At 56.7% G+C, this 24,586-nt stretch carries 26 protein-coding genes and 1 pseudogene; 10 read left to right on the forward strand and 17 right to left on the reverse strand.

Translation table 11 applies throughout. From position 1 onward, the window contains the following. Positions 1–87: pseudogene (locus P349_RS26730) on the forward strand (LysE family translocator); the annotation flags it as partial. 132 nt (positions 88–219) lie between these two features. Here the strand turns inward: P349_RS26730 and P349_RS23955 are convergent. Both P349_RS23955 and P349_RS23950 read right to left on the reverse strand, forming a co-directional pair. Next, entirely contained in the window at positions 220–675 is a 456-nt protein-coding gene (locus tag P349_RS23955; protein WP_032649681.1) for a hypothetical protein, read from the reverse strand. Positions 676–969: 294 nt separating this feature from the next. After that, a complete protein-coding gene (locus P349_RS23950; RefSeq protein ID WP_032649679.1) occupies positions 970–1,854 on the reverse strand; it encodes a LysR family transcriptional regulator in 885 nt (294 codons plus the stop codon). Positions 1,855–1,973: 119 nt separating this feature from the next. Between P349_RS23950 and gstA the strand changes: the two genes are divergently transcribed. Beyond that, complete coding sequence (gene gstA, locus P349_RS23945) at positions 1,974–2,579, forward strand: glutathione transferase GstA (protein ID WP_032649677.1); 606 nt, start codon at positions 1,974–1,976, stop codon at positions 2,577–2,579. Here gstA and P349_RS23940 read toward each other — a convergent pair. The 9 genes from P349_RS23940 to P349_RS23900 all read right to left on the reverse strand — a co-directional run bounded on the left by P349_RS23940 (position 2,573) and on the right by P349_RS23900 (position 10,602). Then, entirely contained in the window at positions 2,573–3,586 is a 1,014-nt protein-coding gene (locus P349_RS23940; protein WP_032649676.1) for an acyl-CoA--6-aminopenicillanic acid acyl-transferase, read from the reverse strand. The genes gstA and P349_RS23940 overlap by 7 nt on opposite strands. Before the next feature lie 21 nt (positions 3,587–3,607). Beyond that, complete coding sequence (gene glnQ / locus P349_RS23935) at positions 3,608–4,330, reverse strand: glutamine ABC transporter ATP-binding protein GlnQ (RefSeq protein ID WP_024906944.1); 723 nt, start codon at positions 4,328–4,330, stop codon at positions 3,608–3,610. A gap of 2 nt (positions 4,331–4,332) precedes the next feature. Beyond that, entirely contained in the window at positions 4,333–4,989 is a 657-nt protein-coding gene (glnP, locus tag P349_RS23930; RefSeq protein WP_024906945.1) for a glutamine ABC transporter permease GlnP, read from the reverse strand. Positions 4,990–5,040: 51 nt separating this feature from the next. Beyond that, on the reverse strand, positions 5,041–5,793 hold the full coding sequence (gene glnH / locus P349_RS23925) for a glutamine ABC transporter substrate-binding protein GlnH (protein WP_032649674.1): 753 nt from the start codon (positions 5,791–5,793) through the stop codon (positions 5,041–5,043). Between the two features lie 125 nt (positions 5,794–5,918). Then, a complete protein-coding gene (locus P349_RS23920) occupies positions 5,919–6,470 on the reverse strand; it encodes a carboxymuconolactone decarboxylase family protein (RefSeq protein WP_032649695.1) in 552 nt (183 codons plus the stop codon). Continuing rightward, positions 6,470–7,798 (reverse strand): aspartate aminotransferase family protein, encoded by a 1,329-nt coding sequence (locus P349_RS23915; protein ID WP_032649672.1) that lies wholly within the window; start codon positions 7,796–7,798, stop codon positions 6,470–6,472. The genes P349_RS23920 and P349_RS23915 overlap by 1 nt, the downstream gene beginning before the upstream one ends. A 127-nt stretch (positions 7,799–7,925) precedes the next feature. After that, entirely contained in the window at positions 7,926–8,783 is an 858-nt protein-coding gene (locus P349_RS23910; RefSeq protein ID WP_032649670.1) for a MurR/RpiR family transcriptional regulator, read from the reverse strand. Between the two features lie 232 nt (positions 8,784–9,015). Beyond that, a complete protein-coding gene (locus P349_RS23905; protein ID WP_032649668.1) occupies positions 9,016–9,606 on the reverse strand; it encodes a hypothetical protein in 591 nt (196 codons plus the stop codon). A gap of 111 nt (positions 9,607–9,717) precedes the next feature. Further along, positions 9,718–10,602, reverse strand: a complete 885-nt coding sequence (locus P349_RS23900; protein WP_032649666.1) for a LysR family transcriptional regulator — start codon at positions 10,600–10,602, stop codon at positions 9,718–9,720. 106 nt (positions 10,603–10,708) lie between these two features. On the opposite strand from P349_RS23900, the gene P349_RS23895 reads away from it, so the two are divergent. The 3 genes from P349_RS23895 to P349_RS23885 all read left to right on the forward strand — a co-directional run bounded on the left by P349_RS23895 (position 10,709) and on the right by P349_RS23885 (position 13,615). After that, positions 10,709–12,262 carry an MFS transporter gene (locus tag P349_RS23895; protein ID WP_050597457.1) on the forward strand — a complete coding sequence of 518 codons (1,554 nt, stop codon included), beginning with the start codon at positions 10,709–10,711 and terminating at the stop codon, positions 12,260–12,262. Positions 12,263–12,358: 96 nt separating this feature from the next. Next, positions 12,359–13,177, forward strand: a complete 819-nt coding sequence (locus P349_RS23890) for an AraC family transcriptional regulator (RefSeq protein ID WP_032649665.1) — start codon at positions 12,359–12,361, stop codon at positions 13,175–13,177. A 75-nt stretch (positions 13,178–13,252) separates the two neighbouring features. After that, positions 13,253–13,615, forward strand: a complete 363-nt coding sequence (locus tag P349_RS23885; RefSeq protein WP_032649663.1) for a cupin domain-containing protein — start codon at positions 13,253–13,255, stop codon at positions 13,613–13,615. Between the two features lie 122 nt (positions 13,616–13,737). Here the strand turns inward: P349_RS23885 and P349_RS23880 are convergent, their stop codons facing one another. Further along, the gene (locus P349_RS23880; protein ID WP_032649661.1) at positions 13,738–14,619 is read right to left on the reverse strand and encodes a LysR family transcriptional regulator; all 882 of its coding nucleotides are present in this window, start codon (positions 14,617–14,619) and stop codon (positions 13,738–13,740) included. A gap of 105 nt (positions 14,620–14,724) precedes the next feature. Here P349_RS23880 and budA point away from each other — a divergent pair, with 105 nt between their 5' ends. From budA to P349_RS23860, 4 genes are all read left to right on the forward strand, one after another. After that, positions 14,725–15,504, forward strand: a complete 780-nt coding sequence (gene budA, locus P349_RS23875; RefSeq protein WP_061098944.1) for an acetolactate decarboxylase — start codon at positions 14,725–14,727, stop codon at positions 15,502–15,504. Next, complete coding sequence (gene alsS / locus P349_RS23870) at positions 15,476–17,197, forward strand: acetolactate synthase AlsS (RefSeq protein WP_443112202.1); 1,722 nt, start codon at positions 15,476–15,478, stop codon at positions 17,195–17,197. The genes budA and alsS overlap by 29 nt, the downstream gene beginning before the upstream one ends. A 20-nt stretch (positions 17,198–17,217) precedes the next feature. Then, on the forward strand, positions 17,218–17,988 hold the full coding sequence (locus tag P349_RS23865; RefSeq protein ID WP_024906954.1) for a (S)-acetoin forming diacetyl reductase: 771 nt from the start codon (positions 17,218–17,220) through the stop codon (positions 17,986–17,988). A gap of 132 nt (positions 17,989–18,120) precedes the next feature. Then, positions 18,121–18,594 carry a cold-shock protein gene (locus P349_RS23860; RefSeq protein WP_028019531.1) on the forward strand — a complete coding sequence of 158 codons (474 nt, stop codon included), beginning with the start codon at positions 18,121–18,123 and terminating at the stop codon, positions 18,592–18,594. A gap of 43 nt (positions 18,595–18,637) precedes the next feature. On the opposite strand, the gene P349_RS23855 is transcribed toward P349_RS23860, so the two are convergent. From P349_RS23855 to P349_RS23835, 5 genes are all read right to left on the reverse strand, one after another. Beyond that, the gene (locus P349_RS23855; protein WP_032649656.1) at positions 18,638–19,342 is read right to left on the reverse strand and encodes an ABC transporter ATP-binding protein; all 705 of its coding nucleotides are present in this window, start codon (positions 19,340–19,342) and stop codon (positions 18,638–18,640) included. After that, positions 19,329–20,165 (reverse strand): ABC transporter ATP-binding protein, encoded by an 837-nt coding sequence (locus P349_RS23850; protein WP_032649654.1) that lies wholly within the window; start codon positions 20,163–20,165, stop codon positions 19,329–19,331. Before P349_RS23850 ends, P349_RS23855 begins: the two co-directional genes overlap by 14 nt. Continuing rightward, the gene (locus P349_RS23845; protein ID WP_032649652.1) at positions 20,158–20,991 is read right to left on the reverse strand and encodes an ABC transporter permease; all 834 of its coding nucleotides are present in this window, start codon (positions 20,989–20,991) and stop codon (positions 20,158–20,160) included. Before P349_RS23845 ends, P349_RS23850 begins: the two co-directional genes overlap by 8 nt. After that, positions 20,991–22,004, reverse strand: coding sequence for an ABC transporter permease (locus P349_RS23840; RefSeq protein WP_032649651.1), 1,014 nt, complete (start codon positions 22,002–22,004; stop codon positions 20,991–20,993). Before P349_RS23840 ends, P349_RS23845 begins: the two co-directional genes overlap by 1 nt. A gap of 97 nt (positions 22,005–22,101) precedes the next feature. Beyond that, positions 22,102–23,670: an ABC transporter substrate-binding protein gene (locus P349_RS23835; RefSeq protein WP_032649649.1), complete on the reverse strand. Its 1,569-nt coding sequence runs from the start codon at positions 23,668–23,670 to the stop codon at positions 22,102–22,104. Positions 23,671–23,871: 201 nt separating this feature from the next. Between P349_RS23835 and P349_RS23830 the strand changes: the two genes are divergently transcribed. After that, positions 23,872–24,570: a GNAT family N-acetyltransferase gene (locus tag P349_RS23830; protein ID WP_032649647.1), complete on the forward strand. Its 699-nt coding sequence runs from the start codon at positions 23,872–23,874 to the stop codon at positions 24,568–24,570. Positions 24,571–24,586: the final 16 nt, after the last annotated feature.

The raw sequence follows: 24,586 nt of genomic DNA on the forward strand, positions 1-24,586 counted from the left end.
GAACGATTTACAGGCGTTGTCATGATAGGCCTCGGCATCCGCATGTTGTTTAGCGGGTCTGGTGTCGTATCGAAATCTTCCAGTTAAGTTTTACCGAAAGGGTAAACCCAGTGTCCGCTCCTCGCTCTTAAGGGACATTCAACAAACAACATTGTATTTTGCGTAAGGCCGAAATTCCTGCTTCTTACTCAACAGTTTTCCGGCCTCCCATCTTTCGTCTCAGTGCGCCGCGATATACGGCTCCTTCACAAACTCCGCCAGCAGCCAGACCATATCATGCAGAAGCCCGGTCAGCTCTTTCGCCACGCTCGCAGGCAGTGTTCCGCCCATCACCGCCAGCGTTAACGCCACGGCATAGTCCACCTGTAGCGTCGTCTCCTGCCAGCAGTCCGGCATACACGAGGTTATCTTTTCCCCCGCAATCAACTGTTCAACCAGATACGGCGGGAGTTCAGCATCACAGCACTCCCGCAGTCGCTTCAGCGCAGCCAGCAATCGCTTACAGAGCGTAGCAAACGTCACCGCGTCGTCAGTTTCCACCAGCACGCTTACATATGCAGTACAGGCATCGGCCAGTTGGAAGAGATCCGCAGATTCGGAAATTGAATTGTTGATGAGGTGACAAACAGGGCTTTCCGCAGAGAGCGCGTAAGAAAATTCAGGAGTAGTAGCCATTTAGCATCCTCGTTGTGCAAAAAAAAGTCATGTCATGCTAACGGGTTCCTACGCCCGGTTACGGATGTGCCGCAACGCAGGCACTTTACGACCGCGAACAAGGGATGAAAAGGGATTACCCTGAATTACATCAGGTTGCTTGCGGGTTTGCGAGGCGGCTTCCAGAAGGGCGTTGCCGGGTGGCGGCTACGCCTTACCCGGCCTACAAAACCATCAACCAAACCCACCGCGACACGAACCGTAGGCCCGCGCAAGCGCAGCGCCGCCGGGCACATTTTGAACCGCGGTTACTCTTTACGCAGACCTTTTCATTTTGATCAATCCTTCTAATAACGTCCGCGTCGCGCGGGAAGCTTTGCCCGCCTGGGAACAAACCAGCCCAAACTCCCGACATAGGGAAGGCGTCACGGGCACGATGCACAAACCGCGTAATTCATCCGGCAGGGCGGATTCAGGTATCAGTGCGACGCCCAAGCCTTCGCGTACCAGCAGGCAGGCACTAATCCAGTCGCGGACGGTCACCTGCACGTCAGACAACTGCAAGCCTGCCTGTTCCATCAGGCTTTTTCCATTGACGGCACAACCGCCTGTGGCGAGTACGAAGGGCTGGTCTGCCAGTTCCTCAAGGGTGATGCCGCGCGTGCGTGCATAGCGAGCCAGACGGTGGTTGGCTGGCAGCACTGCGACCCATGCATCTTGCCCCAGGATCGCATCCGCGCGTCCGGGAACAGGGTTCATGACCACGCCGAGATCAACCGTATCTGCCGCAAGCCACTCTTCGACCTCCTGGTCCGTGCCTTCCAGTACGACCACCTCTATTTCAGGATGCAGGCGCTTCACGTCCCGCAGCAGTCCCGGCAAAAACGTGGACGTTACTGACGGAAAACTGGCAAGTCGAATGCGCCCACCACTCAGCCCGCGGCTCTCATCCGCCAGTGTGCGGATGGCGTCCAGCCGTGCCAGCATGCTTCTTGCCTCTTTGACAACCCGCTCGCCCAGGGCTGTAACACCGACGTGGCGTCGCTCACGCGTAAATACCGCAAATCCTAATGAAGCCTCTAACTGAGCGATCGCCTGGCTGGCACCCGACTGCGTCATGCCGACCTCTTCAGCGGCACGCGAAATATTACTGGCGTCCGCCACGGCAACCACCAGGCGCCAGTGCAACAGATTCATCATGGGTATAAGTAGCTCAGCTAATAGTTAATTTATGAATCATTAATTTTACAGTGATAACGGTTTTAAGCACAGTGAATGCAAACCGAATGTTTATCACTCACAGCTTTAACGGAGAGATTATGAAACTCTATTACGCCCCGGACACCTGTTCACTCTCACCCCATATCGTACTTCGCGAACTGGCGATTGAGTTTGAGCTGGTTAAAGTGGACAACAGGAGCAAGCTTACCGCTGACGGGCGCGACTTCCTGACCATTAACCCTAAAGGCTATGTCGCCGCGCTTGAACGGGATGACGGAAATGTCCTGACCGAGGGGCCAGCGATTTTGCAATACCTCGCTGACCTCAAGCCGGAGAGGGGGCTGGCACCGCGCGCAGACAGCTGGGAGCGGGTGCGGCTTCAGGAATGGCTTAACTTTATCACCAGTGAAATACACGCGGGATCGGCTCCTCTTTTCAATCGCGTGTTGCCCGAAGAGGTCAAATCCATTTTTCGTGAGAAGCTCTTCAGGCGGTTCAGTTTTCTTGAGGAAACGCTCTCCACTCGCGCTTATTTGACGGGATCGACCTTCAGCGTGGCAGATGCCTATCTTTTTACCGTGCTGGGGTGGTGCAAGTTCTTCTCCATTGAGCTGAGCCCCTGGCCTGCGCTGCTGGCGTACAGGGATAAAATTAATGCCCGTCCAGCGGTGCAGGCCGCATTACGGGCGGAAGCGGCTCAGTAAGACTGTAAAGCAGGTTTTTGCCGATCGTGAGTGAATATCTGCCATTTTATCTCCGACATGCTCAGGGTAAAAATGGCCGTGGCAAGCGTGTTCTCTTCATCCGGGTCGCGTGGCGAGAGACGATAAATCGGGAGCGCGGGATCATGCTGGTCTGAAAGAATACCCAATGCCGCCGCACCATCAAGGTGAGATTGCGTCTCCAGCCAGGCGTTTAGCCGCTGCTGGCGTGACCGGGAGCTGTCGGTGATCACCTGCTCAACCGCGTCAAGCTGAGGGTGGATAAGGTGATTAGCATGGGCGAAAACGTCCCGCAGAGGCATGACGGAACAGCCTGTTCCCGTCGCTTCCACGCTAAACAGACGACGGTCTCCCCGTTGCCCCAGCGTATGATGAAAGGCTCCGGCGCGTGGTGATGAGGTCAGTATAGTGATAGCTTCATCCAGGCTGGCGGCATTCAGCGCGGCGCGGGCTAATACCTGGCGCGGCATTCCGCGTGGACGGTGCAAAGCGCGAATGTTATTCACCGTATTCACCACGCCCTTTTCGTTTACGGAGAAGGTATGTCCGCAAATCGATCCCGGATAAGCGAAACTGGTGAACGCCAGGCCGTCATCCGGGGTGATGCTGACGATGGCGCAGTCATTGCGAAGCTGCGGGAAACCGTCTTCATTATGCGCGATAATCAGCTCTCCCTCTGCGGTTCTTCCCGCTACCGTGGTACAGCCATCTGATGTTGAGCGCACCAGATCGCCGCGGCAGTTCCAGGCAAACACCTCATCAAACGGTGCATCCAGACCCTCGGCTAATCCCTCCAGCTCCTGCCAGATCAGGGGATAGTGTGACTGGACCCGCGAGCGCATGCTCCGGGTCTGTTCTGCGTCTTTCATGGCGGTAACGGTTTGCCACAACGCCGTTTGCGTGAGTTTTGCATGCCAGGCCTCGCGGCCAAAGGCGCCAAGTTCCTGACCTACTGCAAAAGCGGAACCACGAATTTCGATTTTTTTCATAGTATTATCATTCACTTCTGTTCAGGATACGTGTTGCAAAAATTCTTTCAGGCGTGGATTGCGACTGCTATTCAGCAGCATATCAGGTGGACCATCTTCGGCAATGGTGCCGCCATCAATAAAGATGAGCCGGGATGCCACATCCCGGGCGAAGCCGATTTCATGGGTCACAATCACCATGGTCATGCCTTCTTCGGCCAGCGAGCGCATGACTTTCAGCACCTCATGCCGTAATTCGGGGTCCAGCGCTGAGGTTGGCTCATCGAACAGCATCATTTTCGGTTTCACCGCCAGGGCTCTGGCGATGGCCACGCGTTGCTGCTGACCGCCAGAGAGCTCTGATGGGTAGTGACTGGCGCGTTCGCGTAAGCCAACGCGGTCCAGCAGCGCCAGCGCCTGCTCCCGCGCGGCGGCTTTGCTCTGTTTGCGTACGCGAACCGGACCAAACATCACATTCTCCAGCGCCGTCAGATGGGGGAACAGATGGAACTGCTGAAACACCATCCCGGCTTCGCGGCGGATATCACATTCGTTAGCGTGAGGATCGGTAATATGCATTCCCGCTACCAGCAGCGTGCCGGAGGAAATTTCCTCCAGCTTGTTAATGCAGCGCAGCAGCGTCGATTTGCCCGAACCGGAAGGGCCGATGATCACCACGACTTCGCCGGCGTCAATTTTTAAATTGATGTCGTGCAGCACCTGAGTGGCACCGAAATTTTTCGACACTGCGCTAAATTCAACCATGCTCATAAAATATGGATCCTCTTCTCCAGTTGCTTCAGCAGGAAACTCAGGCACAGCGTCACCAGCAGATAAATCATTGCCACTGCGGTCCAGACTTCCAGCGCGCGGAAATTACCGGCAATAATTTCTTGCCCCTGACGAGTCAATTCCGCCACACCAATCACAATAAACAGCGAGGTGTCTTTAATACTGATAATCCACTGATTACCTAACGCAGGGATCATACGGCGTAATGCCAGCGGCATAATGACATGCCATAGCGTGCTGCGCTGAGATAATCCCATTGCCAGGCTGGCCTCTCTAAAACCTTTATTAATCGAGAGGATCGCCCCTCGGGTGATTTCTGCAATATAAGCACCCGAGTTAATCACAATAGTCGTAATGGCCGCCGTTACCGGATCAATATGAATCGGTAACACCATGGGGAGTGCGAAGTAAATAAACATCACTTGCACCATAATAGGCGTCCCGCGGATTAACTCGACAAAGACTAACGAGACTGTCTTTGATATTTTTCCTCCGAGCGCCCGGCAGGTTCCCGCCAGCAGGCCAATAACAAAACCACCCAATAAACCTGATAATGAAATAATCAGCGTCAGCTGTAGTCCTTGCAACAACAGCGGCAGGGACTCCCAAATATATTTACTGTCGAAATTCATCATGTTACCCGTTAAGATGTAACGAGGTCGGATCGCTCCGACCTGGCGGGATTATTTTGGCTGTTTAGCAAACCACTTCACGTAAATCTTGCTGTAAGTGCCGTCCGCACGTAACGCCTGCAGTGCGGCGTTGATCTTCGGCGTCAGGCTGCTGTTCTTCTGCATCGCAAAGCCGTAGTGCTGCGGCAGAATGCTGTCAGTCTCGCCGGTCGATTTCACTTTGCCATCACCTGCTGTTTTTACGTAATAGAGCACGTTGGGCGAATCATGCACCACGGCATCCAGGTTACCTGCCTGCAAATCAAGATAGGCGTTATCGATATTCGGGAATTCGACATAGTTCGCCTTATATTTGCTTTTCATAAAGCTGGCCGCCGCCGTTCCCTGCTTTAATCCCACTTTCTTTCCTGCTAAATCGCTGAATTTAGTAATGGTATTATCGCTGCTTTTCACCGCCATTAATAAATCAGCATCATAATAACCGTCGCTGAAATCGACGACCTGTTTACGCGCGTCGGTTATCGTAATGCCCGCCATGGCGACATCCAGATTACGTGATTGCAAACCCGGAATCAGTCCCCCGAAGTCCATCGGGCGTAATTCGTAGCTGACGTGCATTTTTTTAGCAATAGCATCCCACAAATCAATATCAAAGCCGACGTATTTATCGCCTTGTTTAAATTCAAAGGGGACAAAGGCGGTATCAACGCCAACCGTTAATTTATCCTGCGCTTCTGCCACAAAACTGGCGGAGCAAGCGACCAGTGCTAACGTAACTTTTAATTTAGTGAATAATCCAGACATGATAACCCTCGGCGTCAGTAAAGTAGCGTGCATGAATGTCACCCGGCGAAATATATCGGCAGGGTGGGGAAATAAAAAAGTTGATATGCAGGGCGCACTTTCATGCGCCAAAATTAAAACGATACTTATGCGGGAATAATCTCATCCCGGGTGTCGGGTACCGGCGTCTGTGCGCCGTTCATTACCATCGAGAGAAAACTGTAATAACCATTAATTCCGATTAGATCCACCACGCCTTTCTCGCCCCACAGCGTGATAGCGTGCTGCCAGGTGGTATCGCTGACCTTCTGCTGCTCCTGTAACTCCTTGCAAAAGTGATAGACCGCCCATTCATCCGGCTGCAGATCCTCTGGAAGACGCTTTTCATTAATCGCCTGCACTGCCGCGGCAGAAATACCTTTCTCGCGCGCTATCGGCGCATGAATCGCCCACTCCACAGGCTGTGACCAGTGCCGCGCGGTCATCAAAATCGCCAGTTCCGACAGGCGCTGTCCCAGCGCGCTGCGATAACGCAGGTATTCGCCCATGCGTTGCGCATGCGCCATCAGCTCGGGACTGCGCAGCAGCGGCTCGAAAGGTGGCAGCAGCGCACCGCGGGGCCCATTGATTATCTCTTCGGCCAAAGCACGCTGCTGGTCGTCCCATTCATGCTCCGCCAGTGGGGGTAAACGATTGATCACAATTTGCCGGTCTCTTCGCGAATGACGGTGTTCAGCGTGTCCACTACAAAGTCGAGCTGGCCAGGCGTGACAATAAACGGGGGGGCGATCAGGATATGGTCGCCATACTGCCCGTCAATCGTTCCACCCATTGGATAGACCATCAGCCCACGTGACATACAGTTTGCTTTGATTGCTGCGTGCAGTTTCAGGGCAGGATCGAAGGGGGTTTTGCTGGCTTTATCGCGTACCAGCTCAACGCCCGCAAACAAGCCGCGTCCACGCGTATCACCGACATGCGGTAATTCCCCCAGCACTTCACGCAATGCGCTGTGCAGGTAAGCCCCCTGTTGCCTGACCGCCTGCAGCAAATTATCGCGCGCGATCACCTGCTGCACGGCCAGGGCTGCGGACGCGGCGGTCGCGTGACAAATGTAGGTGTGCCCGTGCTGGAACAGACCGCTCCCGGCCTGCAGCGCTGAGACAATCTTCTCGCTCGCTAATACTGCGCCAATCGGCTGATAGCCGCCCCCCAGCCCCTTCGCGATGGTCACCAAATCCGGCACCACATCATCCTGTTCAAACGCATGCAATGTGCCGGTGCGTCCCATGCCGCACATGACTTCATCCGCGATATAGAGGATGCCGTATTTATCACACAGGTTGCGTACACCTTTAAGATAGCCCGGGGTAGGCGGCGTGGCGCCGGTGGTGGCTCCCACCACGGTTTCTGCACAGAAACCAATAATGGTGTCGGGACCGGCCTCAATAATGGCTTGCTCCAGCTCGTTGAGCAGACGCGTGGTGTATTGCTGCTGGGTTTCGTCTGCGCGGCGGTCGCGATACTCGTTGCAGGCCGAAACGCGGATAACGTCGATCAGCAAGGGAGCAAACTGGCGGCGGCGCCATTCGTTGCCTCCCACCGCGAGTGCGCCAAGGGTATTGCCATGATAGCTCTGCTTACGGGCGATAAATTTGGTGCGCGACGGCTGGCCGATCTCAACAAAATACTGACGCGCCAGCTTGAGCGCGGTTTCGACCGCTTCCGAACCGCCCGAAACGAAATAGGCATAGTTAAGATCGCCAGGCGCCGTGCGCGTCAGCTGTTCAGCAAGCTGTTCAACGGTGTCGCTGGTAAAAAAACTGGTGTGGGCATAGGCCAGTTGATCGATCTGGCGATGCATCGCAGCCAGAACGTCCGGATGCGCGTGGCCTAAACAGGAAACGGCGGCGCCACCGCAGGCATCCAGATACTGTTTTCCCTGTGCATCAAAAATGTACGCCCCCTGGGCGCGTACCGCCACGGCGGGCGTGTTGCGTAGACTGCGGTGAATGATATGGGTCATGCGGGTCCTGCTCCTGAATTCGCTGTGCTAATAAAGCGCATCTTGCAGGATCCATTTGTATCACGTCAATTTCATTTTGATCCAAATGCATTCTGTTTTCTTATGCCGGATGCAAATGAATTATTTTTCAGGGTTTCCCGGGCACCACATAGGCACCAGAGTCGATAAGATAGCGTTCAGCATTTTCGATTTTATTGACTGCATCCCGACCATGGCGCGCGACCAGCATCGCCAGTAAACACTCGGCGAGTCCCATGCCAGACACCACGGAAGGAAAAAACGACGGGCTGTCTATGGAAAACAGCAGCGTGCAATCGGCAGCCTGGGCTAATGGCGAGACGGGAGAATCCGTAATGGCGACGATTGTCGCGCCTGCCTGCTGGGCCGCGCGCAGGACATCGAGCGACTCACGCGAATAGGGGGCAAAACTGGTGAGTAACAGGCAATCTTGTGCTGTTAATTCGCGGGTGAACACCTCGATATTGCTCGCCAGACCATCAATGAGTGATGCTTGCCGATTGAACAGTCGATAGACATAAAACAGCGACCAGGCGATAGGAAAGCTGGCCCGGAAGCCGCAAATATAGACATTCTCAGCCGCGTCCAGCAGCGATACAGCCTGCTCCATGGCCTGATGGTTTTCATGCTGTGTGAAAGCCAAATTTGCCTGATGCGCCTGAAACACCTCTTCATACAGCTGCGGCTGAGTGCCTTTGGCAATCAATTTCTCGGCTTTGGATACATATGTATCATTGCGCAGTCCGAGTTCATCAATGAATGCGTTCTTGAGTTCACCCCAGCCGTTGTAACCCAATCGTTGCGCTAACCGCAGCAGCGTGGCGGGTTTTACACCGGCTTCGCTGGCGAAGGCACGCATCGATAGCACGACCAGCTGATTGGTATTCTGTAGAGAGAACTCGGCAGCACGCTGTAATTCTGCAGACAACTCACTGAATGTACTGACAATATTTTCCCTTGGATTCATAGCAAATAGTCCCGCTTTTTAAGGTTAGCGCTGCTGTTGTCAACTTACGTTCGATCTTCACAGACCGAACGGGTTCGCGTTGTCTCAGAAACGGATGATGAAAACACAGAGTGAATAAGTCAACGGGGAGCTGAACAGGGGGGTTATCAGATGCGCGAAACCAATCTGATGATCATTATGATAAAGGCCAAAGGTAAGACTGTTTTCTATGTAGCATAGCGCTGCTCCTCGCTCATTCCAGCCCTTCAATATTCGACTTAACCGCTTTCAGCGTCCTTCTTCGGATCCAGCCGCTCCCGGCCCGTATTGCCAGCCAGTAGGCTGCCATTTTTAGGTGAGTACGTTTGTCCGGACAATAGACGAAGGTCTCCGTACAGAGTTCATGTTGACCTGGCGCCAGTTCCGATACCTGGTAGCGGAGCAACAGTTTTGCGCTGCCCGGCGCGGCTGGAGACTGAAAAGCAATGGCATCCGGTGCGTTTTCCAGACCGAAATCAGTCCTCCAGAATTGTCCTTTTAAGCCGTAGCTGAGCTCTGAGGCTGAACTTTTCAAAAGCGTAAAGCTGTGCAACCCAAAGTTGCTGATTGAGTTAGCCTGCTGATTGCGCAGAAATCTTTGCGGCAATTGCCGCAAAGACATCAGCCGACGAATCACGGCATCTTGCCGGACGTCAAAGTTGGCAATCAACGGCAGAATATTTTCAGGATGCGCAGTAAGAATGACCGCTCGGTGTTTTTCATGAAACTGGAACTGGGGGAGAAAAGCAGGAACATCCCGCCACTGAGCAAGCGCTTTTCGGGTAACGAATCCGGGGTTCAGCATTGTTCTTCCTTGTCATCCTTTGAGCACAGCCAGAGTAACAGATGGTTTGCGGCAGACAATTACCAGGAAAACGTAGTACCGAAGCGTGCATCAACAAAACAATTACGGCTTTTAGATCCCGTTTTCAGACATGAAATCAATAAAGCAGCGAATTCTCGGGGAAAGGTGGCGTCTGGTTGCCCACAGCGCAGAAAATTGCCCTTGTCGTATACATGAACCCGATAAAACTTCTCTTAACTCTCCCTTTTCCAGTGCGTCACTCACGACAAAATCAGGAACGTAACTGATGCCCATTCCCGCAGTGCTCATGCGGATGATGGCTTCAATATTGTTGGCGGTTAAGACAGAAACCGGTGTGAAATTACTTATCCCATCCGCACCCTGCATCTCCCAGGGCTGTAGTAACCCAGTTGAGGGAAAGCGGTAGAGAATGCACTTATGGTTGTTTAAATCTTCCGGGGATGCCGGTGAACCATACTCCAGCAGATAAGCGGGGCTGGCGCAGAGAACAAAACGGAAGTTACCAAGCTTCTTCGATGTGAGCCTGGAGTCCGCAATTTCACCGCTGCGTATCGCCACATCGAACCCTTCATCAATGATGTTTACCAGCCGATCGCTGAAGTCCAGCTCCAGCTCTATAGCTGGGTAGCGGCGGGTGAAGGATGGTAGAAGGGATAACAGCAATCGATAGCCTGTTACCGGAAGAGAAACCCTGAGTTTGCCAGAAGGCTGAGCAATATGGCGGGTCAGTTCGGCCTCCGCGTCCTGCAACTGTTCCAGGATCTGCTGACAACGAACCAGTAATACCGCTCCTTCTGCCGTCAGGCTTACGCTCCGGGTGCTGCGATTGAAAAGCCTGACGCCCAGTTTTTGTTCAAGCCTGGCAACATTTTTGCCAACGGCTGACGCTGAAATGCCTAGCAATCTTGCTGCCTGAACAAAGCTCAGCGTTTCCGCGGTCCTGACAAACGAGGTGAGTGACGTCAAACTATCCATTGATTATGAACTTTATCTCTATTCAGTTGGTATTTTCAGTCTATTTATCTTGCTAATTGTCCGCAATAACATGTTTCACGTATTTCTCGCGAACCAGGATAACCCGATGCGTTCTTTCATAACTTCATTTCTCCGGCTTGCAGGAAGCCCCGCCGCCGCCTCAATTTTCGTGGCGGCCATACTGCTGCCGGTCAGTTTTACCGGTGGAGTGGTGACCACCCCTGCAATCAGCCATGCACTTGGCGGTTCCGCTGCGGCACTCTCATGGTTGACGAATGGATTCATGCTGACCTTCGGTAGCTTTCTCCTGTCAGCAGGCATAATGGCAGATGCAGCAGGCAGAAAACGGGTATTCATCCTGGGATTATTGATCTTTGGCCTCAGCAGTTCGCTCATATTCTTGGCCAATAATCTCTTTTTAATCAGCGTGCTCAGGTCACTACAGGGTATCGCAGCAGCGATGACTTTAGCGGGCGGGAGTGCTGTGCTCGCTCAGCTCTATGAGGGCGTTGCCCGAACCCGGGCATTCAGTATCCTGGGGACGATGTTTGGCACAGGATTAGCCTTCGGCCCTCTGGTTATTGGGTTTATCACTGATGTTCTGGGCTGGCGGTGGGTATATGCCTTGATGGCGCTGATCTCCGGAACGGTCATGCTGGCGGGCTCGTTGTTTATTTCCATATCGGAAAAAAGTGAACACCGACAGGTGGATTACGCAGGCTTAGCGCTGTTTACCGCTGCGCTGGTTCTGTTTACCGCGGGGGTCATGCTGGTGCCTGTCTGGGGATTCTTATCCCTCTCCAACCTTGCTCTGTTTGCTACCGATTTACTGCTTTTTATCACGTTTATAGTGCGCTGCCTGAACGTCGAAAATCCTGTATTCGACTTATCTCTTGTGCGCGAGCCGCGTTTTGCCGGCGTCTTGTTGCTGCCGGTAGCAACCTGCTATTGCTATGTTGTACTGTTGATAATCCTCCCGCTGCATTTTATGGGCGGTGACGGCCTGAGCGAGACACAGAGTGCGTTTTATCTCATGGCACTGACGGCTCCGATGCTGATCGTTCCCTCACTCGCCGCCTTAATGACCCGGTGGTTTAATCCCGGGGCTGTTTCTGCCGCAGGACTCATGTTATCCGCAGCCGGATTGCTTATTCTCGGGCAGGCTTTACAGAGCACCAGTAGCAACCTCTTAGTGTTTTCACTGGTTTTAACCGGTGCGGGCGCCGCGCTTCCATGGGGGCTGATGGATGGCCTGGCTATTTCCTCCGTGCCTGTCGAAAAATCCGGTATGGCAGCAGGCCTGTTTAATACTGTTCGCGTTGCGGGAGAGGGCATTGCGCTTGCTATGGTGTCAGCATTTTTAGTGGAAATGAACGCGCTCAATCTTAGAAAGAACCTCTCCGGTTATGCGTCAAAAAGTATTGATAGTGCCGCTTCATGGCTGGGAAGTGGCAATATTGAACGGGCCGCCGCTCTTTTGCCGGAACTTTCTCATCCATTACTCAGGGAAAGTTATGATTCAGCCTATGTCTGGCTCTTTCGTCTCCTCGCCGTCATCACTGCGCTTTGCGCATTCCTGGTCTGGCGAATGTTAGGGCGGATAAGTCCCGTTTATACCTCCTTACCTTCAGCGGAGTCCCGGCCCCGACCCCCGCGTTAGCGCAAGGTCTTGCCGCGTTGCCAGCGACGACTTTCCAAACTGCACCCTATGCGTTTATGGTGTTGTTTCACCCTCACAGGGCATCAGGTGTCATCTATGACGAATGCAAAAGCCAACAAAGACTGGGTCAGACTGGCGCAACAACCCGGGAAAATAGAGCGCATTGAGGCGTATTTCAGCGGCCATGGCTATGAGCCGCATCGCCATGACACTTACGCCATAGGCCGGACCTTGTCCGGGGTGCAGAGTTTTCACTATCGGGGGAGTCAACAACATAGCCTTCCGGGCGGAACGATGGTCCTGCACCCGGACGAAGTGCATGATGGAGAAGCGGGAACAACAGAGGGATTCCAGTATCGAATGCTGTATATCGATCCGGCGTTAATTCAAAAAATCCTGGGCGGAAAGCCTTTGCCATTTATTCCCGGCGGGATTTCATCCGATCCCCGGCTTTTTGCCGCGACCGAACCGCTGTTAAAAGCGCCAGAAGAATCTGTCGATACGCTGGAAGAAGACGATGCGCTCTACGATCTCGCCCACGCGCTGGCCATCGTGGGAGGGCAACGTTTTCGCCGGAACAAGGTGGATTATCAATCCGCAGAGCGCGCGCGCGAATATATACACACTGAATTCATTCAGAACATTACGCTGGATACCTTATCCACCGTCAGTGGCAGGGATCGCTGGAGCCTGAGCCGGGATTTTCGTGCGCTTTATGGAACGAGTCCCTATCGCTATGTGACCATGCGTCGTCTTGAATACTGTCGACGCCTAATTCAGGCAGGCTTGTCGCTTGCTGAGGCTGCCGCTGCCGCGGGGTTTTCCGATCAAAGTCATATGACACGACAGTTTATAAAAACGTTAGGGATCTCTCCGGGACGCTGGCAAAAATTCATCCAAAACAGCCGTGCCTGATTTGCACGATCGTTCAAGACCGGCACGCTGACCTTATTCTATCCTGGACGCTTCTCAACCATAGGAAGTGTCTCCATGTATCAACCTGTTAATTTAGAAAATAAATTTTCTCTCTTCGACGCGCACTGGCAGCCGAAAGTCATCGCCCGGATGAACGACTATCAGTTTAAAATCGTCAAAATATCGGGTGATTTTATATGGCACGCGCATCCTGAAACCGATGAGGCATTCATCGTGGTCGAGGGCGTGTTACGTATTGATTTTCGTGACGGACATGTGCTCGTCAATCAGGGGGAAATGTACGTAGTGCCAAAAGGCGTTGAACATAAAACGTCTGCTGAAACGACGGTAAAAATGATGATGATAGAACCTTGCGGGGTCCTGAATACCGGACACGAAGGCGGGGATCGCACCGCAGAGAACGATGTCTGGATTTAACGTCGGAGGCTGCATTTCCGGGTGGCGACTGCGCCTTACCCGGCCTACAAGAGAAAAAAGAAAAGCGACACGAACCGTAGGCCCGTGCAAGCGAAGCGCCGCCGGGCACAGCCACACTGCCGTCACCCTTCGCTCAGCATCGTCAAAAACCGCTTCACCGTCCGCGAGCGTTCAAACCGCCGCCAGCAGAGCGCGATATCGGTATAAAGCTCCGGTGAACTCAGCGTGTGATAGGTGACATTCGGCGGCGAAATGGCCGCCATGGATTTGGGGACCAGCGCGAACCCGCCGCCTGCGGAAACCATGCTCAGGGAGGACGAAAGCTGCGACGACTGCAGCGCGTGCTGCACGTCAATCCCGGCCCGCTCGCAGCAGCCGTGAACCCGGTCATACAGGCCCGGCGCGACCTCCTGCGGGAACAACACCACCGGCGTCTCCCGAAGCTGCTCTAACGCCAGCGAATCGCACGCCGCCAGCGGATGATCGCGATGCAGCGCCACCACCATCGGCTCCCGATCGAGGATTTTTAACTCGAACGCCTTGCTGCTCTCGCACGGCAGGCGCACGAAGGCGATATCCAGTTCACCCTCTGCCAGCATCGTCGTCAGCGACGACATATTGGCTTCCACCTGGTGAACCTGCACCGCCATGTTCTGCACCTGAAACTGGCGAATCAGGGTAAAGATTTTGGGATGAAAAGCGTCGGAGCTGGTAATGCCAATCGACAGGTTGCCGTTCAGCCCGCGCGCGATGCCGCGGGCTTTCTCCAGCGCGGCATCGCTCAGCGCCAGGATCTTGCAGGCATCCTCGTAGAAGGCTTCTCCCGCTTCGGTCAGCTCCACGCCTCGCGTCAGACGTCTGAACAGCGGCGTACCCACTTCCTCTTCGAGCCGTTTGATTTGCTGACTCAGAGGAGGTTGTGAAATACCCAGCGCTTCGGCCGCCCTGGTGAAGTGTCGCTCGCGTGCTACCGCGACAAAATACCGCAGATAACGAAGTTCCATATCTAAAACGTCTCAAACCAGCATGGTTTCTATATTGGAACTCTCTGCTGAATCGGGTCAACATTTATTTAACCTTTCTAAATAAAGTTGAAGAGGAAGAGCATGATGATGCATTCATCTGCCTGCGACTGTGAGGCCAGTTTGTGCGAGACCCTGCGCGGGTTCTCCGCCCAGCATCCTGACAGCGTGATCTATCAGACATCGCTAATGAGCGCCCTGTTAAGCGGCGTGTATGAAGGAGAGACCACCATCGCCGATCTGCTGGCACACGGTGATTTTGGTCTGGGTACCTTCAACGAGCTGGACGGCGAAATGATTGCCTTCAGCAGCCAGGTGTACCAGCTGCGCGCCGACGGCAGCGCCCGGGCCGCGAAGCCGGAGCAGAAAACGCCGTTCGCGGTCATGACCTGGTTCCAGCCGCAGTACCGCAAAACTTTCGATGCGCCGGTGAGCCGTCAGCAGATCCACGACGTCATCGACCAGCAGATCCCCTCCGATAACCTGTTCTGCGCGCTGCGCATCGACGGCAACTTCCGTCACGCCCACACCCGCACCGTACCGCGCCAGAAGCCGCCGTACCGCGCGATGACCGACGTGCTGGACGACCAGCCGGTGTTCCGCTTTAACCAGCGCGAGGGTGTGCTGGTCGGGTTCCGCACGCCGCAGCATATGCAGGGCATCAACGTGGCGGGCTATCACGAGCATTTCATCACCGACGACCGTCAGGGCGGGGGCCATCTGCTCGACTACCAGCTGGAGAGCGGCGTCCTCACCTTCGGTGAAATTCACAAGCTGATGATCGATCTGCCCGCCGACAGCGCCTTTTTACAGGCCAACCTTCACCCCAGCAATCTGGATGCGGCGATCCGTGCCGTCGAAAACTAACAGGAGAACTACCGTGAACAGTGAGAAACAGTCACGTCAGTGGGCGCACGGCGCCGATTTGGTTGTTGGCCAGCTGGAAGCGCAGGGCGTGAAGCAGGTGTTCGGGATCCCGGGGGCGAAAATCGACAAGGTCTTTGACTCCCTGCTGGATTCCTCCATCGAAATTATTCCGGTGCGTCACGAAGCCAACGCGGCGTTTATGGCGGCGGCGGTAGGGCGTCTGACCGGCAAGGCCGGGGTAGCGCTGGTGACCTCCGGGCCCGGCTGTTCCAACCTGATCACCGGCATTGCCACCGCCAACAGCGAAGGCGACCCGGTGGTGGCGCTGGGCGGGGCGGTGAAGCGGGCAGATAAAGCCAAGCTGGTGCACCAGAGCATGGACACCGTCGCCATGTTCAGCCCGGTCACCAAATACGCCGTGGAGGTGAGTGCGCCGGACGCGATTGCTGAGGTGGTTTCCAACGCGTTTCGCGCCGCCGAGCACGGCAGGCCGGGGGGCGCATTCGTCAGCCTGCCGCAGGATATTGTTGACCAGCCCGCCACGGGGGCAATTTTGCCCGCCAGCGGTCCCACGCTGATGGGGCCGGCACCGGAATCCGCCATCAACGACGTGGCGAAGCTTATCGAGAAGGCCAAAAACCCGGTCATTCTGCTGGGGCTGATGGCGAGCCAGCCAGCCAACAGTGCCGCGCTGCGCAAGCTGCTGGAGAAAAGCCGCATTCCGGTTACCAGCACCTATCAGGCCGCCGGGGCGGTGAACCAGGAGCACTTCACCCGCTTCGCCGGACGCGTCGGTCTCTTCAATAACCAGGCGGGCGACCGGCTGCTCCATCTGGCGGATCTGATTATCTGCATCGGCTATAGCCCGGTGGAATACGAGCCGTCCATGTGGAACAGCGGCGACGCCACGCTGGTGCACATCGATGTGCTGCCTGCCTATGAAGAACGAAACTACGTGCCGGATCTGGAGCTGGTGGGGGACATCGCCGAAACGCTGAATCAGCTCGCTAACCGTATCGACCATAAGCTTGAGCTAAGCCAGCGGGCCTCCGAAATTCTGGTCGATCGCCAGCATCAGCGCGATCTGCTCGATCGTCGCGGCGCCTCGCTCAACCAGTTTGCCCTGCATCCGCTGCGCATCGTGCGCGCCATGCAGGACATCGTGAATAACGACGTGACGCTCACCGTCGACATGGGCAGCTTCCACATCTGGATCGCCCGCTATCTCTACAGCTTCCGGGCGCGTCAGGTGATGATCTCCAACGGTCAGCAGACCATGGGCGTCGCGCTGCCGTGGGCCATTGGCGCGTGGCTGGTCAACCCGAGCCGCAAGGTGGTTTCGGTCTCCGGTGACGGCGGCTTCCTGCAGTCGAGCATGGAGCTGGAAACCGCGGTGCGCCTCAACGCTAACGTGCTGCACATCATCTGGGTGGATAACGGCTACAACATGGTTGCCATTCAGGAAGATAAAAAATACCAGCGTCTTTCCGGCGTCGAGTTCGGCCCGGTCGATTTCAAAGTCTATGCCGACGCCTTTGGCGCGAAAGGCTTTGCCGTGGAGAGCGCCGACGCGCTCGAACCCACGCTGCGTGCGGCGATGGATGTGGATGGCCCGGCCGTGGTGGCCATTCCCGTCGACTACAGCGATAACCCGCTGCTGATGGGCCAGCTCCATCTCAGCCAGATTTTGTGAATCAACATAAGGACAGAGAAATGCAAAAAGTTGCTCTCGTAACAGGCTCAGGCCAGGGGATTGGTAAAGCGATCGCGCTTCGCCTGGTGAAGGATGGCTTTGCCGTCGCCATCGCCGACTATAACGTTGAGACGGCAAGAGCCGTCGCCGATGAAATCATCCGTAACGGCGGGAACGCCGTCGCCGTGAAGGTGGATGTCTCTGACCGCGAACAGGTATTTGCGGCGGTGGAGAAAGCCCGCACCGCGCTGGGCGGCTTCAACGTGATCGTCAATAACGCCGGGATTGCGCCGTCTACCCCAATTGAATCCATCACGCCGGATATTGTCGACAAGGTCTACAACATTAACGTGAAAGGGGTGATCTGGGGGATCCAGGCCGCGATTGACGCGTTCCGCAAAGAGGGGCACGGCGGCAAGATCATCAACGCCTGCTCCCAGGCGGGCCACACCGGCAACCCGGAGCTGGCCGTCTACAGTTCCAGCAAGTTCGCGGTGCGCGGCTTAACCCAGACCGCGGCACGGGATCTCGCGCCGCTGGGGATAACCGTTAACGCCTACTGCCCGGGCATCGTTAAAACGCCGATGTGGGCAGAGATCGACCGTCAGGTCTCCGAGGCGGCGGGTAAACCGCTCGGTTACGGGACTGAAACCTTTGCCAAACGCATTACGCTTGGCCGCCTGTCCGAACCGGAAGATGTCGCCGCCTGCGTCTCATACCTGGCTGGGCCGGATTCCGACTACATGACCGGCCAGTCGCTCTTAATTGATGGTGGGATGGTGTTCAACTAAATTCTAATAAGCTCTGACATGAGTTTTTCCCCTGCACCCGTGCAGGGGCTTTTTTTTGTCTCCCCCGCCATTGTGCATTACACTGCGCGCTGCAAAACTTTAGTCATTACGATCTGACAGGCGGTAACAGCGATGAACGGTACAATCACAACGTGGTTTAAAGATAAAGGCTTTGGATTTATCAAAGATGAAAACGGCGATAACCGCTATTTTCATGTGATTAAGGTCGCGAACCCCGATCTGATTAAGAAAGATGCCGCGGTGACCTTCGAGCCAACCACCAACAACAAAGGCCTTTCCGCCTACGCGGTGAAGGTGATCCCGGAAAGCAAACATCTCTATATCGCAGGCGAGCGCGTGAAGCTCACCTCCATCAAATCCTTCGTGGTGTTTAACGAAGAAGAGCCGGTTGATACCAAAATCGACAAAGAGAATGCGGTGCTGTCGGTGGGGCTGCTGATGAACAGCATCAAGCCGAAATCCGAGAAAAAGCCGGGCGAAATGCGCACGGTGAAGAAGCTGGCGATCACCACCTTCCAGAACACGACGCTGATCTTCACCGAAGATGAGATCGATATTGATGCCACGGTGAAGCTGCTGAAGTGATTGTTTGCCGGGTGGCGGCGATGCCTTACCCGGCCTGGAAAACTTAACCCATCCTGTGCTCGCCCCGTAACATCGCCTCACGGTCAAACACCTTCTGGATCTCCCCGTGCGACATAAACGCCGCCCGGTCGGACATATGGGCAATCACGTCCGCATCGTGACTCACCAGCAGATAGGTCATCTCGTGCTCGGCCTTCAGGCGGTTGAGCAGGTTCAGGATCTCCGCCTGCACGGACATATCCAGCGCCGAGGTCGGCTCGTCCAGCAGCAGAAGCTGCGGGCGCAGCAGCAGCGCGCGGGCAATGGCCACGCGCTGACGCTGGCCGCCGGAAAGCTGGTGCGGGTAGCGCCTGCCCGCGTCGGCGGAGAGCCCCACCTGCAGCAGCGCATTGGCCACCTTTTCCGCGATCTGCGTCTCGCCGTGGATGCTTAACGGCTCCGACAGCGTGCGCGCAATGGTGTGGTTCGGATGCAGCGACGCCCACGGATCCTGAAACACCATCTGCACGTTGCGGCGAAGCTCGCCTTCAAAACGTCGCCCTGGCGTTAACGCTTTTCCCAGCAGCGCAATATTGCCGCGCCACTCGCGCTGCAGCCCAGCCAGCACGCGCAGAAGGGTCGATTTGCCGCAGCCGGATTCACCAATCAGGCTGAACGTCTCGCCTCTCTCAATGCTAAAGCTGGCGGCAGAGACCGCCGTTTTTTCCCCGAAGGTGACCTGCACCTGGTTAACCTCAACGAGCGCCATCGTTGGCCTCCTTCCACGGCTGTGAACGGTCGAGCGTCGGCAGCATCTGTCCATAAGTATGGGCGTCTGGACGACAGGTCCACAGGGTTCGCGTGTACGGATGCGTCGCCTGCGGGAGCTGGCTCGCTGTCATCTCATCCACCTTTTCGCCCTGATACATCACCAGCACGCGGTCGCAGTGCTCCGCCACCAGCGGCAGATCGTGGCTGATTAACAGCATCGCCATCCGGCGTTCTTCGCACTGCTGCACCAGCAGTTCGAGGATCTGGCTACGCAGGCGGGCGTCCAGCGCGGAGGTCGGTTCGTCGGCAATCAGCACCTGCGGGTTGTTGACGAGCGCAATCGCAATCATCACCCGCTGGCCCATGCCCCCGGAAAGCTCACCGGGGTAGCGGGACAGCACGTTCTCGCTCAGCCCGACGGCGCGGATGATGTCGTGAATGCGTGCCTGGCGTTCTGAACGCGGCAGCCGCTGATGTAGCGTAAGCGCCTCATCAAGCTGGGCGGCGACGGTTTTCACGGGGTTAAGGGCGTAGCGCGGGTCCTGCAGGACCATCGCAATCCCGTTGCCGCGCAGCGCCTGCCAGCGGCGGGGGCTTAGGGTCAGCAGGTCGTTGCCGAGCACGTTAAGCCGGTTAGCGCTTACGATGCCGGGCTTACGCACCAGCCCCATCAGGGCGCGGGCGGACATCGACTTGCCGGAGCCGGATTCCCCCACCAGCGCCAGCCGCTCGTTGCCAAGCGTGAAGCTCAGGTTGTTGACCACGCGCGCGGCGGGGTAGTCGATATTCAGCGCATCGACGATGACGCGGTCTTCAGTCATGCTGTGGCTCCAGTACGTCGCGCAGGCCGTCGCCTAACAGGTTAAACGCCAGGCTGGCAAACAGAATCGCCCCGCCCGGAATGGCGGCAATCCACCACTGGTCGAAAATGACCTGCATGCCGTCGGCGATCATCGCGCCCCATTCGGCCATGGGCGGCCGTGCGCCAAGGCCGAGGAAGCCCAGACCGGCGGCGGCCAGAATAATCCCCGCCAGATCCAGCGCCAGGCGCACAATCGCGGATGGCAGGCACAGGGGCAGAATATGGCCGACCAGCAGGCGCAGGCCGCGAATGCCCATCATCTCGGCGGCGGCCAGATAATCGCTGTGGCGCAGACGCTGAATTTCACTCCGCGCCTGACGCGCATAGGCAGGCCAGGTGGTTAAGGCCAGCGCCAGCGCGCCGTTGACCAGCCCCGGACCGAGCATCGCCACAAACGCGAAGGCGAGGATCAGGCGCGGCATCGACATCACCACGTCGGTGAAGCGCATCAGGATGCGCTCCATCCAGCCGCCGTAGTAGCCGGACAAAATCCCCACCAGCAGCCCGGCAGGCAGGGTGATAACGGTAACCAGCGCCACCAGCCCGAGCGCCGGACGGGTGCCATAAATCAGGCGCGAGAGCAGGTCGCGCCCGTAGCTGTCGGTACCCAGCCAGTGCTGGCCGTTCGGGGCCTGTAAGCGCGCGGCGGCGTCCTGCCAGTTCGGGTCAAGCGGCGCGAGCCAGGGGGCGAACAGGGCGATAAACACCAGCAGCGCGATGGCCACCAGCCCGCAAAACGCGGCAGGGGAGCGGCGCAGGCGGCTTAAGAAAAGATAAAACGGCATCAGCGCACCCTGGGATCGGTCGCCCGCACGAGCAGGTCGGTAAGGTTATTGATCAGCACGAAGCAGACGCCAATCAGCAGCGTGCCACCCATGATGGCGGTGGTGTCTCCGGCGAACAGGGCGGTGGTGAGGTAGCGCCCGATCCCCGGCCAGGAGAAGACGGTTTCGGTCAGTACCGCGCCTTCCAGCATGCTGGTGTAGGCCAGGGCAATCACCGTCAGCAGGGTGCCGCGAATGTTTGGCAGCACGTGGCGCAGCAGGATGGTCATTTCCCCGGCTCCCTTGGCGCGGGCGAGCAGGATGTACTCTTTGTTCATTTCGCTCAGGCAGGCGGATCGCGTCAGGCGGGTGATGCTCGCCAGCGAGTAATAGGCCAGCAGCAGCACCGGCAGCACCAGGTGGCTGAGGGCGTTGCGAAACGCCTCGCGGTCGCCGGAAAGCCAGGTATCCACCAGCGCAAAGCCGGTGCGCGGTTCGACGGTAAACTGCCAGATATCGTCCAGCCTGCCGGGACCCGCGCTCCACTGCAGCTTCGCGTAGAACAGGGCCAGCATCAGCAGGCCGAGCCAGAAAATCGGTACCGAGTTGCCGAGCAGGGTGAGGGTTCTGATGGCGAGATCGAGCGGCGAACCGGCGTAGCGGGCGCATAGCACCCCGCCAATCACGCCGAGCACGGCTCCGATGATCAAGGCAAGGGTCGCCAGCTCCAGCGTGGCGGGGAAGGCGTGCAGCAGATCCTGCAGCACCGGCTGTCCGGTGGCGCTGGCGGTGCCTAAATCCCCGTGGGCGAGGTTTTGCAGATAGTGCCAGAACTGCACGGGCAGGGGCCGATCCAGCCCGAGCTGGTGGCGAACCTGATCGTACGTCGACTGGCTGGCGTGATCGCCGACGATCTGCAGCACGCGATCGACAGGTGAAAAGGCCGAAAGCGCAAACGTGACGAGCAGCAGCCCGAAGAGCGTGAGCAGCAGGGTCAGCAGACCCTGGAGCACGCGGGTGGAAAGATGTGGCATGGGAAATCTCTTCACGCCGGGTGGCGGCTTCGCCTTACCCGGCCTACAAAAACCGAGAACGTAGGCCGGGTAAGCGCAGCGCCACCCGGCAACAAGCCTACTTCGTAACGCGATCGTACCAGACCATATCCGCGTTCAGCCCCTGCTGATACCCCTTCACGTTATCGCGCACCACGATCTGGGTTTTGCCCTGATCGACAAATACGTATGGCGAGCTCTGCTGCAGCTGTTCCTGCATCTTCTTGTACAGATCCAGACGCTTCGCCGGATCCGGTTCGGCAACCGCCGCCAGCGTGGCCTTGTTCAGCTCCGGGATTTTCCAGCCGTTCAGACCGGCCACGGTGCTGGACTTCCCGTCGTTCCACGCGAAGGCGCTGGCGTTAGAGTGCGCATCGAAGTAGTCCGGGATCCACAGACGAATCGCCGCCTGATGCTGCTTAGCGCGCACGCGGGCATAGACCTGGCTCCCGGCGGCAGGCAGCAGATCCACCTTCACGCCACCCTGAGCAAAGCTCGCCTGCATCGACTGGGCGATGGTGATAAACGGCGGCTTGTTCTCCACGTCCAGCGTGAAGTGCGCGTCCTTAATGCCCGCTTTGGCGAGAATGGCTTTCGCTTTTGCCGGGTCAAATTTAAACGGATTGTCTTCCAGCGCGCCCGGCAGGCCGACCGGCAGGAAGCTCTGGTGAACAAAGTACTGGCCTTTCAGCAGGTTTTTGGTAATGCCTTCATAGTCCACCAGCCAGCGCGACGCTTCCCAGAAGGCCGGGTTATTCAGCAGCGGGTTAGCGCTGTTGCCGGTGTTAAACACCAGGTAATTCTGCTCGGCGGATGGAATGCTCAGCACCTTCACGCCCGGCTTGCCGTCGAGCGCGCTAATCTGGTCTGCACCCAGATCGCGCGCCACATCCGCATCACCCTGCTGGATCAGCAGGCGGCGTGAAGCCGGATCGGGGACGTTTTTAATTATGATGCTTTTCAGCTTCGGCGCGCCGCCGGGCGCGGAGTCGTTAGCTTCCAGTACGATGGCCTGATGCGGCTGATAGACGCGCATTTTGAACGCGCCGCTGCCCGCCGAGTGCATTTTCAGCCACGCGTTACCGAAGTCATTATCCTTCACGTTCGCGGCGACCTGCTTTTCATCGACGATAGAGGCAATCGGCGTGGAGAGAATATTCAGCGCCACCGACGGGCTGACGTCCGCCGTCCAGTGCAGCTGGAGGGTGTGATCGTCCACCTTTTTCAGCTGGCTGGCGATGTTGCTCGCGTCCCAGCCCAGCACGTTGAGGATAAAGGCCGGGGATTTGTTCAGCGTCACGGCGCGGGTGTAAGAGAAAATCACGTCTTCCGGGCGCAGCGGGTTGCCGGAGGCAAATTTCGCATCGGGTTTAAGCTTGATGGTCAGGGTTTTTGCTGCCGCGTCCGCTTCCCAGCTTTCTGCCAGAATCGGCGTGATTTTTTCCGGATTATCGCGGTCCGGCTGGACCAGACGCTGGTACAGGCTCGGCACGGTCTGGATGCTGGAGAGCTCGTTGGCTTCGGCCGGGTCGAGGCTCACGATGTCATCAAGCCCCTGGGCAACCACCAGCGTGTTGGGCGGAGTAGCGGCGTGGGCTGCGCCTGAGAGCGCAGCCAGCACCAGTAACGGCAACAGTTTTTTCGTCATAGCGATCCCTGAGAAGAATATATTGTGATTGTTTTATGCTCCGCTACGTTAGGTCGACTGTGACATTCCACAAAGTCGAAATTCAGCTTTACTTATGCCTTCCGGGAATATCGCATGCGCTCGGGCTATTAAAATATGCTGCTTTTCGCGCACTTTTTAACCTGATATAACAAATGCCTTACCTTTCAGGGAGTCACCGCCGTGCCCGAAATCAATCAACATGGTCAAACCGTTAACGATCTCGTACCCGACTGGAAAGGCGCGCGCGTGTTAACCCGCACGCCGCTGTTCGGCCAGTATTGCCGCCTGGAGCCGCTGGACGCCGATCGCCACGCGGCCGATCTCTATGAGGCCTACGCGCTGGGCGACGATAGCGACTGGACGTGGCTTGCCAGCACGCAGCCAGCGAACGTGGAAGCCACCGCGCACTGGGTCATGGCGAAGGTGATGGACGATGAGCTGGTGCCGTTTGCCGTCATTGACTTACGCACCGAACGTGCGGTGGGGCTGGTGAGCTATATGGCCAACGAGCGGCTGCTGGGGTCGGTGGAGATCGGGCACGTCACCTGGTCGCGCAAGATGAAAGGTTCCCGCATCGGCACTGAAACGGTGTGGCTGCTGCTGAAAAATGCGTTTGAGCACGGCTACCGGCGCCTCGAGTGGAAGTGCGATTCGATGAACGTTGCCTCACGCAGGGCGGCGGAGCGGCTGGGGTTTGTCTGGGAAGGGCGCCTGCGCCAGAAGCTGGTGCGCAAAGGGCGCAACCGCGACAGCGATATGCTTTCTATTATTGACGGCGAATGGCCGCAAAGAGACGCGGAGCTGCGCGCCTGGCTGGCGGCGGAGAATTTTGACGACGACGGGCGTCAGATAAAGCGTCTTGAGGCGTTTCGGTTATAAGTTTTTTATGTAGGGT

The organism is Enterobacter sp. DC4 (genome assembly GCF_000568095.1).
Classification (GTDB): domain Bacteria; phylum Pseudomonadota; class Gammaproteobacteria; order Enterobacterales; family Enterobacteriaceae; genus Enterobacter; species Enterobacter pseudoroggenkampii.

What these genes read in the sequence shown, in the direction of transcription:
- P349_RS23955 (WP_032649681.1), bottom strand. Translation starts at nt 675, where the DNA reads ATGGCTACTACTCCTGAATTTTCTTACGCGCTCTCTGCGGAAAGCCCT.
- P349_RS23950 (WP_032649679.1), bottom strand. Translation starts at nt 1,854, where the DNA reads ATGATGAATCTGTTGCACTGGCGCCTGGTGGTTGCCGTGGCGGACGCC.
- gstA (WP_032649677.1), top strand. Translation starts at nt 1,974, where the DNA reads ATGAAACTCTATTACGCCCCGGACACCTGTTCACTCTCACCCCATATC.
- P349_RS23940 (WP_032649676.1), bottom strand. Translation starts at nt 3,586, where the DNA reads ATGAAAAAAATCGAAATTCGTGGTTCCGCTTTTGCAGTAGGTCAGGAA.
- glnQ (WP_024906944.1), bottom strand. Translation starts at nt 4,330, where the DNA reads ATGGTTGAATTTAGCGCAGTGTCGAAAAATTTCGGTGCCACTCAGGTG.
- glnP (WP_024906945.1), bottom strand. Translation starts at nt 4,989, where the DNA reads ATGAATTTCGACAGTAAATATATTTGGGAGTCCCTGCCGCTGTTGTTG.
- glnH (WP_032649674.1), bottom strand. Translation starts at nt 5,793, where the DNA reads ATGTCTGGATTATTCACTAAATTAAAAGTTACGTTAGCACTGGTCGCT.
- P349_RS23915 (WP_032649672.1), bottom strand. Translation starts at nt 7,798, where the DNA reads ATGACCCATATCATTCACCGCAGTCTACGCAACACGCCCGCCGTGGCG.
- P349_RS23910 (WP_032649670.1), bottom strand. Translation starts at nt 8,783, where the DNA reads ATGAATCCAAGGGAAAATATTGTCAGTACATTCAGTGAGTTGTCTGCA.
- P349_RS23905 (WP_032649668.1), bottom strand. Translation starts at nt 9,606, where the DNA reads ATGCTGAACCCCGGATTCGTTACCCGAAAAGCGCTTGCTCAGTGGCGG.
- P349_RS23900 (WP_032649666.1), bottom strand. Translation starts at nt 10,602, where the DNA reads ATGGATAGTTTGACGTCACTCACCTCGTTTGTCAGGACCGCGGAAACG.
- P349_RS23895 (WP_050597457.1), top strand. Translation starts at nt 10,709, where the DNA reads ATGCGTTCTTTCATAACTTCATTTCTCCGGCTTGCAGGAAGCCCCGCC.
- P349_RS23890 (WP_032649665.1), top strand. Translation starts at nt 12,359, where the DNA reads ATGACGAATGCAAAAGCCAACAAAGACTGGGTCAGACTGGCGCAACAA.
- P349_RS23885 (WP_032649663.1), top strand. Translation starts at nt 13,253, where the DNA reads ATGTATCAACCTGTTAATTTAGAAAATAAATTTTCTCTCTTCGACGCG.
- P349_RS23880 (WP_032649661.1), bottom strand. Translation starts at nt 14,619, where the DNA reads ATGGAACTTCGTTATCTGCGGTATTTTGTCGCGGTAGCACGCGAGCGA.
- budA (WP_061098944.1), top strand. Translation starts at nt 14,725, where the DNA reads ATGATGCATTCATCTGCCTGCGACTGTGAGGCCAGTTTGTGCGAGACC.
- alsS (WP_443112202.1), top strand. Translation starts at nt 15,476, where the DNA reads ATGCGGCGATCCGTGCCGTCGAAAACTAACAGGAGAACTACCGTGAAC.
- P349_RS23865 (WP_024906954.1), top strand. Translation starts at nt 17,218, where the DNA reads ATGCAAAAAGTTGCTCTCGTAACAGGCTCAGGCCAGGGGATTGGTAAA.
- P349_RS23860 (WP_028019531.1), top strand. Translation starts at nt 18,121, where the DNA reads ATGAACGGTACAATCACAACGTGGTTTAAAGATAAAGGCTTTGGATTT.
- P349_RS23855 (WP_032649656.1), bottom strand. Translation starts at nt 19,342, where the DNA reads ATGGCGCTCGTTGAGGTTAACCAGGTGCAGGTCACCTTCGGGGAAAAA.
- P349_RS23850 (WP_032649654.1), bottom strand. Translation starts at nt 20,165, where the DNA reads ATGACTGAAGACCGCGTCATCGTCGATGCGCTGAATATCGACTACCCC.
- P349_RS23845 (WP_032649652.1), bottom strand. Translation starts at nt 20,991, where the DNA reads ATGCCGTTTTATCTTTTCTTAAGCCGCCTGCGCCGCTCCCCTGCCGCG.
- P349_RS23840 (WP_032649651.1), bottom strand. Translation starts at nt 22,004, where the DNA reads ATGCCACATCTTTCCACCCGCGTGCTCCAGGGTCTGCTGACCCTGCTG.
- P349_RS23835 (WP_032649649.1), bottom strand. Translation starts at nt 23,670, where the DNA reads ATGACGAAAAAACTGTTGCCGTTACTGGTGCTGGCTGCGCTCTCAGGC.